At 77.0% G+C, this 8,540-nt stretch carries 5 protein-coding genes; 2 read left to right on the top strand and 3 right to left on the bottom strand.

Going from position 1 to position 8,540, the window contains the following annotated elements; translation table 11 throughout:
• Nucleotides 1-80: 80 nt before the first annotated feature.
• Complete coding sequence (gene purH / locus AB0N76_RS06010) at nucleotides 81-1,661, bottom strand: bifunctional phosphoribosylaminoimidazolecarboxamide formyltransferase/IMP cyclohydrolase (protein WP_363553585.1); 1,581 nt, start codon at nucleotides 1,659-1,661, stop codon at nucleotides 81-83.
• On the bottom strand, nucleotides 1,658-2,317 hold the full coding sequence (purN, locus tag AB0N76_RS06005) for a phosphoribosylglycinamide formyltransferase (protein WP_363553583.1): 660 nt from the start codon (nucleotides 2,315-2,317) through the stop codon (nucleotides 1,658-1,660). The genes purH and purN overlap by 4 nt, the downstream gene beginning before the upstream one ends.
• Nucleotides 2,318-2,718: 401 nt before the next feature.
• On the opposite strand from purN, the gene AB0N76_RS06000 reads away from it, so the two are divergent.
• The gene (locus tag AB0N76_RS06000) at nucleotides 2,719-3,363 is read left to right on the top strand and encodes a hypothetical protein (protein WP_363553582.1); all 645 of its coding nucleotides are present in this window, start codon (nucleotides 2,719-2,721) and stop codon (nucleotides 3,361-3,363) included.
• Nucleotides 3,364-3,417: 54 nt separating this feature from the next.
• Here AB0N76_RS06000 and AB0N76_RS05995 read toward each other — a convergent pair whose 3' ends face one another.
• Nucleotides 3,418-4,863: a DUF6350 family protein gene (locus tag AB0N76_RS05995; protein WP_363553580.1), complete on the bottom strand. Its 1,446-nt coding sequence runs from the start codon at nucleotides 4,861-4,863 to the stop codon at nucleotides 3,418-3,420.
• Nucleotides 4,864-4,998: 135 nt separating this feature from the next.
• On the opposite strand from AB0N76_RS05995, the gene AB0N76_RS05990 reads away from it, so the two are divergent.
• Entirely contained in the window at nucleotides 4,999-8,478 is a 3,480-nt protein-coding gene (locus AB0N76_RS05990) for a LuxR C-terminal-related transcriptional regulator (protein WP_363553578.1), read from the top strand.
• Nucleotides 8,479-8,540 lie beyond the last annotated feature (62 nt).

Below are 8,540 nucleotides of genomic sequence, written 5' to 3'. Positions count from 1 at the left end.
CGCCCCCCGGGGGGCGGGGGGCCGGGCCGCTCTGCCGTTCCGCCGGCGGATCCGTCGGGGGGATCCGCCGGCGGGATCCGTCAGTGGAAGAAGTGACGGGTGCCGGTGAGGTACATGGTCACGCCGGCCTCGGCGGCCGCCGCGATCACCTCTTCGTCCCGGATCGAGCCGCCCGGCTGGACGATCGCCCGGACACCGGCGGCGATCAGGATCGCCGGGCCGTCCGCGAACGGGAAGAACGCGTCGGAGGCCGCGTACGCGCCCTTGGACCGCTCACCGGCCCGCTCGACCGCGAGCTTGCAGGAGTCGACCCGGTTGACCTGGCCCATCCCGACGCCCACCGAGGCGCCGTCCTTGGCCAGCAGGATCGCGTTGGACTTGACGGCCCGGCAGGCCCGCCAGGCGAAGGCCAGCTCGGCCAGCTCGTCGGCGGACAGCGCCTCGCCGGTGGCCAGCGTCCAGGTCGCCGGGTCGTCGCCCTCGGCGTGCACCCGGTCGGCGTCCTGGAGCAGCACGCCGCCGGAGATCGGGCGCACCTCCTGGCGGTTGGCCGGGGCCTCCGGGGCGAGCAGCACCCGCAGGTTCTTCTTGCGGGCCAGCACCTCGACGGCGCCGTCCTCGTAGCCGGGGGCCACCACGACCTCGGTGAAGATCGGGGCGATCTGCTCGGCCAGCTCCACGCTGACCGGGCGGTTGACGGCGATCACGCCGCCGTACGCGGAGACCGGGTCGCACTCGTGCGCCTTGCGGTGCGCCTCGGCGACGTCGGCGCCGGTCGCGATGCCGCACGGGTTGGCGTGCTTGATGATCGCGACGGCCGGCTCGGCGTGGTCGTACGCGGCACGGCGGGCGGCGTCGGTGTCGACGTAGTTGTTGTACGACATCTCCTTGCCGTGCAGCTGCTGCGCACCGGCCAGGCCGCCGCTGCCGTCGGTGTAGAGCGCGGCGCCCTGGTGCGGGTTCTCGCCGTAGCGCAGCACGTTCTGGCGCTCGAAGGAGGAGCCGAGGAAGGCCGGGAAGGCGTCCTCGGTCTCGGTGTAACCCGAGGCCTCGAACCAGTTCGCCACCGCGACGTCGTAGGCGGCGGTGTGCGCGAAGGCCTGGGCGGCCAGGCGCTTGCGGGTCAGCAGGTCGAAGCCGCCGCCCTGGGCGGCCGCGAGGACGTCCTGGTAGCGGGCCGGGTCGACCACGACGGCCACCGAGGGGTGGTTCTTGGCCGCGGCGCGGACCATGCTCGGGCCGCCGATGTCGATCTGCTCGACGCACTCGTCCGGCGTGGCGCCGGAGGCGACGGTCGCCTTGAACGGGTAGAGGTTCACCACGACCAGGTCGAAGGGCTCGACGCCCAGCTCGGCCAGCTGCGCGCGGTGCGACTCCAGGCGCAGGTCGGCGAGGACGCCGGCGTGCACGCGGGGGTGCAGCGTCTTCACGCGCCCGTCCAGGCACTCCGGGAAGCCGGTCAGCTCGGAGACCTCGGTCACCGGGACGCCCGCGGCGGCGATCCGGCCGGCGGTGGAGCCGGTGGAGACGATCGCGACCCCGGCGGCGTGCAGGCCCTGGGCCAGCTCCTCCAGGCCGGTCTTGTCGTACACGCTGATCAGGGCGCGGCGGATCGGCCGGACGTTCTCGGAGACGGGAGTGGTGGTGGGGGCGGCGCTCATGCCGGAATCCATACCTTTCGGTCCTCGATGCGGTGACCCTCGCGGGCCAGCCGGCCCACGACGTCGACGAGCAACTTGCGCTCGACTGTCTTGATGCGCTCGTGCAGCGCGTCGCCGCCATCGGCGTGGTCGGCGTCGAGGACCTCGACGACGCCCTGCGCGATGATCGGCCCGGTGTCGACGCCGGCGTCGACGAGATGAACGGTGCAGCCGGTGACCTTCACGCCGTACGCGAGCGCGTCGGTGACGCCGTGGGCGCCGGGGAAGGCGGGCAGCAGCGCGGGGTGGGTGTTGACGATCCGTCCGGCGAAGGCCGCGATGAACTCGGGGCCGAGGATCTTCATGAAGCCCGCCGTGACGACCAGGTCCGGCTCGTACGCGGCGACGGAGGCGGTCAGCGCGCGGTCCCAGTCCGCCCGGTCCGAGAAGTCCTTCACCCGGTGCACGAAGACCGGCAGGCCGGCCCGCTCGGCGCGGTCCAGGCCGACGATGCCGTCGCGGTCCGCGCCGACGGCCAGGATCTCGGCACCGTACGCGGGGTCGGCGACGGCGTCGATCAGCGCCTGGAGGTTGGTGCCGGAGCCGGAGACCAGCACCACCAGACGGGCCGGTCCGGGCGTGCGGGGTGGGAAGAGCTGAGCGGGGGCGGCGGCCACTGCGCGATTCTCCGTAGGTCGGGCGCCGTCCGCTGGTACATCCACCGGCGGTGGGGCCACTACGAACGGCAGGTCGAGCGAGGGGGAACTCCGGGAAAACCCGCCGCGACGCGGGGTCCGGGGAACCCGTGGGAGCTGCTGACCGTCACCACCATAACGGCTGGTCGGACGGCCTCCGTCACGCCGCCGGGGGCTACGCGCGTAGCTGAGACGGGGATCTCGCCGGGTGGCGACCCGCCCGCGCGGGGCGCGCGCGGATGTCGTCCGGGCGACGTCCGGGCGGCGTCCGGCGCCCGGCCGACCGTCCGACGACAGGCCGCCGAAGCCCCCCACGCGGGCCTGCGGGATCATAGGGTGGCGCGGGCGCACCCGCCCACCGACCGAGAAGGAATGGCTGAACCATGAGCAGCGGTGACGACACCGGCGAGCGCAACCCCTTCGCGCCGCCGCCGGCGGATGCCCCCGACCAGCCGTGGCGGCCGCGCGCCCCCCGCCCCACCGGCGACGCCGACCAGCCCGACGGCCAGGGCGGCGACCCGGACGAGCGGCCCCTCGTCCCGCCGCCGCACCCCTGGAGCCCCGGCTACCAGGGCAACGGCTGGCACCCCCGCCCGGCCGCGCCGCAGCCGCCCAAGCTCGACCCGAACGACCCGGCCCAGCGCAAGGCCCGCAACGCCGCCCTGGCCGGCATGGGCGCGCTGGTCTGCGCCTTCGCCTCGCTGCACTACGTCGCCCTGTTCATCGGCGGGCTCGCCATCGTCTGGGGCGTCTCCGCGATGCGCGCGCCCAAGGCGGCCGCCCCCGCCGACGGCACGGGCGGCGTCCCCCTCGAAAGCAGCGCGCCCAACCCGCTCACCCCCGCCGCGCTGGCCGGCATCCTGACCGGCGCGATGACGGTCGTCTTCGTCTCCTCCGTGCTGGGCCTCGCCGTCCGCTACCACGACTACGTCACCTGCGTGCAGGACTCGCTCACCGCCAGCGGCACCGACGGCTGCGAGCGGCTCGCCCCGCAGTGGTACGTCGACATCACCAAGAAGAGCGACTGAGGCAGCGCGGCTGAGCGACCGGGCGTTACCCGGCCGCCCGGTCAGACCGCCCGGTCAGCTCCCCGTCGGTCCTTCGCGGTCGACCGGGGTGGCCGAGGCCGCCCGGCCCGCCGGGGAACCGGACAGGCGGGTGACCGCAGCATGCGCGCGGGCGCGCAGCAGGAGCGCGCCCCGGCGTGCGGTCGTGACGAGCGCCCCGGACCCCGGCGACCGACCCGCCGCCACCCGCACCAGCCGGGCCCGGGACAGCAGCGCCGCCGGGGCCGCCACCGCCGCCACCCAGGCCGCCGCGGCCGGCCCCGTCCACCACGGCACCGGCCCCAGCCCGGCCATCCGGCCCGCCGCCAGCGCCCCGCCGGAGGCCCAGCTGCCCAGCGCCGCCGCCACGCCGACCAGCGCCGCGACCACCAGCACCGCCGCCGCCGTGGCCGACGAGGACCACGGGACGCGCGGCCCGTCCCCCGCTCCCGCCACCCGCCCACCGGCGGCCGCCGCCCGGCCCAGCACCAGCCCCGGCACCACGCCCGCCAGCACGGGCAGCAGGCCGACCACCGACCGCCAGCCGCCCGCGCCCGGCTCCGGGAGCAGCGCGAACAACGGGAACTCCGGCACCGGCCCCAGCACGGCGAGCGCCGGGGACACCACGGTTCCCGCCCCCACCGCGAACCCCGGCCCGAGCGCGTACGCCGCGCCCCACACCACCGCGTTCGGCAGCAGCGCCAGGCTCACCAGCAGCGCCCCCGCCACCGCCGCCGGGCCGCCCGCGAACACCGCCGACCCGCCGGGCGGCGCCGCGCCCGCCGGTGCCGCGCCCACCGACAGCGCGGCCAGCACCGCCGCCCCCGCCACCACCAGCCCGCCGGCCGCCACCAGCCCCGCCCCGGCCGCCAGCGCGGCCGCCCGGACCGCCGCCGCCCCGCCCACCGGCCGGACCACCGCGGGCAGCCCGGCCAGCGCCCGCTCCAGCACCCCCACCGGCGCCGGCACCGCCCGGGACCGGGCGCCGGCCGCCACCGCGGCCCCCGCCAGCACCGCCACCACGGCGAGGTCCGGCAGTACCCGGGCCCGGAACTCCCCCGCCCCCGCGCACTGCGCCACCACCCCCGCCGCCACCGTGCAGTAGCCCGTCCACACCGCCGACGCCCCGCCGCGCCGCCCCCGTCCCCCGGGCCGGGCCGCCACCCGCGCGGCCGCCCGGTACAGCTGGCCCACCGCCAGCAGCCCGAGCAGCAGCGGCGTGACCGTCAGCGGCGCCTCCGCCGCCCCGCGCAGCACCGGCGCACCGTGCCCGAGCAGCCAGAGCGCCGCCGCCAGCCGCAACGCCCCGGCCGCGCCGTCGTCCGCGTACGGGGTCACCACCCAGAGCCCGAGCACCGGAACGGTGACCACGGCCAACCCGAGCAGGGCCGTCCGCACCCCGGTGAGCAGGGCGGACAGGACGGGTCTGGCGCCCAGTTCGCCCGGCACTTCCAGGATCGGACGGCCCATCAGCTGCGTCATGGGCCTCATCGTGCCAAGGCGACTCGCCATGCTCCGTGAAGCGGCAAACCGCCGGGGTGTCCCAGATTATTGGCTTATGCGCATTTTCAGACCATGCCCTTTCGCCGCCACGACCGACCCGGCCCGGAGCGTCTGATGACCAAGCCCCCGACCACCGAACGCCCCACCGGCCGGACCGCGCCCGCGCCCGCCGCCGCGTCCGGGCCTGCCACGCAGAGCCGCAGTGGGAAGGGGCACCCCGGCAAGGGCAAGGCTGCCGACCACGGCCGCACCGACCCGGGGGCGGGGGCGGGACGTGGGGTGGCGGGGGCGCCCGTCCCGCCCGGGGACCTGCTGCGGCGGCTGACGGTGCGTGAGGCCCAGGCCTTCGCCCACCTCGCGGCCGGTCGCGACCTCGAAGAGACCGCCGCCGCACTCGGCGTCGCCCCCGCCACCGCCCGCAGCTACCAGCACCGGGCCCTGCGCAAACTCGGCACCCGCACCCAGGCCGAGATCACCGCCCTCGCCGCCCTCCTCCCCCCACCACCGGCTGATGGCCTCGGACGGACGGCGGACGGTGGCCGCGCCGCCCACGGGCGGCTCGCTGCCGAGGCGGCCGCGCCTGCCGGCCAGGCCGCGAAACCCGCAACACCCGACGCCACCAGCGGCAACGCCCACCCGCACCCTGCCCCCGCCGATCTACGGCCCAGCGTCGGGGCGGCCGCACCGACCGGTCAGGCCTCGAAGGCCACAACATCCGACGCCGCCGACAAGCAGCCGACCCCCACCGAAGCGGCCGCCCCGCGTGCGGGCAGCCCCACGCCGGCGACCGACGGACGCCCGGCCGCCGAGGCGACCAGGTCCACGGGCCAGGTCGCGAAGCCCGCAGCACCCAACGTCGGCAACCAAGCAGCAAGCGGGACGCCCGCCGCCGTCGGCAGCGGCGCCAAGCCTCCGGCCCCCACCCCCGTCAGTGAAGCGGCCACACGTACCGACCAAGCCGCGAAAGCCCCGTCTGCCGCCGACAAGCAACCCGTCACCGAAGCGGCCGCCCCGCACACGGCCGACGCCAAACCATCGGCCACCACCAACGGGCGGCCTGCCGCCGAGCGGCACGCAGCACCCGCTGCCGCTGTCGGCAGTGCCAAGCCAGCAGCCCCCGCCCCCGCCAATGGGCGGCCCGTCGCCGAGGCGGCCAAGCCTGCGCAGGCCGCCCCTCCTGACCGAGTGGCAGCACCTGGGGCGCCCGATACCGCGCCACCAACCACCACCCACGCCGGTGGTCGACCCGGCCCCGAGACGGGCGCGCCTACCGTCCAGGCCGCGAAACCCGCAGCGCCCATCGCCTCTGTCGGCGGCGCCAAGCCACCAACCCCCACGCCCACCAACGGCCGGCCCGGCGCCGACGCGACCGCGCCGACCGGTCAGGCCCCGAAAGCCCCAGCGTCCGGTGCCGCCAAGCCATCGGCCACCGCCCCCACCGGTGGACAGCCCGGCGCCTCCGCGACCGCGCCTGCCGACCAGGACACGAAAGCCGCCGCGTCCGCTGCTGCCGTCGGCGGCGCAAAGCCACCAACGTTCACCAACGGGCGGTCCGGTGCCGACGGCCAGGCCACGAAAGCGACGCCCACCTCCGTCGGCAGCACAAGGCCGCCAGCCACCAGCAACGCGGCTACACCTGCCGACCAGACCACGAAAGCCGCCCCCGCTGCCGTCGGCAGCGCAAAGTCAGCGGCCTCCACCCCTGCCAATGGGCGGCCCGGCGCTGAGACGGCCAAGCCTGCGCAGGCCGCCCCTCCTGACCAAGTGGCAGCACCTGGGGCGCCCGATACCGCACCAGCAACCACCACCCCCGCCGACGTACGGCCCGGCGCCAAGGCGGCCGAGCATCCCGGCCAGGCCGCGAAAACAGCGCCCGCCTCCGTCGACAGCGGAAAGCCAGCGGCCTCCACCCCCACCAGTGGGCGGCCCGGCATCAACACGGCTGCGCCTACCGGCCAAGCCGCGAAACCCGCGACGGCCACCGCCGCCGTCGGCAGCGCGAAGCCACCAGCCGCCGCCGCGACCGCGCCCATCAGCCAGGGCCTGAAAGCCACAACCGCGGCTGCCGCCGTCGGCAGCGCGAAAGCACCGGCCGACGCCGACGCGACCGCCCCCGTCAGCGAGGGCGCAAAAGCCGTAGCGCCCACCACTGCCATCGGCGGCGCGAAGGCACCAGCCATCGCCGGCGGGCAGCCCGGCGCCGAGGCTGACGCACCTGTTGGCCAAGCCGCAAAAACCGCAGCGGCCACTGCCGCCGTCGGCGGCGCCAAGCCACCGGCCACCACCGACGCGAGCTCGTCTACCGGTCAGGGTGCGAAGGCCACGGCGCCCAACGCCGCCAAGCCGACCACTCCCACCCGACCCGCCACCGACGACCCATGCGCGGACAAGGCCAAACGCACCGACGGGGAGCCCGCTGCTGCGGCCGAGGCGTTCAACGAACCGTACGCGGACAAGGCCAAACGCACCCGCAGGGAGCCCGCTGCTGCGGCCGAGGCGTTCAACGAACCGTGCGCGGACAAGGCCAAGCGCACCGGCGGGGAGCCCGCTGCTGCGGCCGGGGGGTTCGAGGAGGTGTACGAGGCGGCGCACGCGCGGTTGGTGCAGCAGGTGTTCCTGCTCACCGCGTGCAAGCACCGGGCCGTGCACTGTGTCGGGCGGGCGTTCGGGGAGGCGCGGCGGCGGTGGGCGCGGGTCGTGGGCGGGGGTGATCCGGAGCGGTGGGTGCGGGTGCGGGCGTTCGAGCTGGCGCTGTCGCCGTGGCACCGGGGCGGGCCGCGGCGGGCTCACGCGTGGCGGCTGCCGCACCGTCGGATCAAGGTCCGTCCGGCCGACGAGACCCAGGCGGTGCTGCCGGACCACGACCGCCTCACCGACCGGGACCGCGCGCTGTTGAAGGCGCTCCGCCGGCTCTCCCGCCCGCAGCGCCGGGCGCTGGTGCTGCACGACGGCCTCGGACTGCCCGCCGTCGCGGTGGCGGAGGAGGTGGAGTCGACGCTGGCCGCCGCCGAGGGCCGGGTGTGGACGGCGCGGACGGCGCTCGCGCACTGGGTGCCGGAGCTGGTGGGGCCGGATCCGGCGGCGGACGGGTTCGCCGACCGGCTGTGCGGGCTGCTGCACCGGGCGGCGGTGCGCGGGGTTCCGGAGCCGCACCGCCCGCCGGTGCCGCTGCTGCGGGCCCGGCACGGGCTGGTGAGCGCGGGCCGGACCGGCGCGGCGGTGCTGCTGACGGCGGCGGTGGGGGGCGCGGTGGTGGCGACGCTGGCGGGTGGCGGGCCGGGTGAGCTGTTCCGGCCGCCGGAACCGCCGCCGCCGTCGCTGTGCGCGGCGTTCCCGACGCTCGCCTCCTCGCCGGACGCGCTGCTGCCGCTGCTCCCGGACGGGGCGCCGAGCGGGGTGCACAGCCTCTGGTGCTCGCCGACGCCGGGGCTGGAGCCGGTCGTGCTGGACCCGCCGCCGCCCCGCCCGGACGGGCCGTACCGGCCGCCGGCGGGCGGCCGGACCACCGAGGCGCTGCCGCCGCCGGGCACGGTGGCCGGCGCGCTGTCCGCCTGCGCCCTCTGGGCCCTGCACCCCTGCGCGACCGACCGCTGAACGGCGAGCGCGGAAAGCACAGCGCCCCGTCCGGGAGTCCGGACGGGGCGCTGTGGGACAAG

It is taken from the genome of Kitasatospora sp. NPDC093806 (genome assembly GCF_040683335.1).
Taxonomy (GTDB): domain Bacteria; phylum Actinomycetota; class Actinomycetes; order Streptomycetales; family Streptomycetaceae; genus Kitasatospora.
The sequence above is the reverse complement of the archived record's forward strand: the minus strand, read 5'-3'. Positions and strand labels throughout refer to the sequence as shown.

What these genes read in the sequence shown, in the direction of transcription:
- AB0N76_RS05990 (WP_363553578.1), top strand. Translation starts at nt 4,999, where the DNA reads ATGACCAAGCCCCCGACCACCGAACGCCCCACCGGCCGGACCGCGCCC.
- AB0N76_RS05995 (WP_363553580.1), bottom strand. Translation starts at nt 4,863, where the DNA reads ATGACGCAGCTGATGGGCCGTCCGATCCTGGAAGTGCCGGGCGAACTG.
- purH (WP_363553585.1), bottom strand. Translation starts at nt 1,661, where the DNA reads ATGAGCGCCGCCCCCACCACCACTCCCGTCTCCGAGAACGTCCGGCCG.
- AB0N76_RS06000 (WP_363553582.1), top strand. Translation starts at nt 2,719, where the DNA reads ATGAGCAGCGGTGACGACACCGGCGAGCGCAACCCCTTCGCGCCGCCG.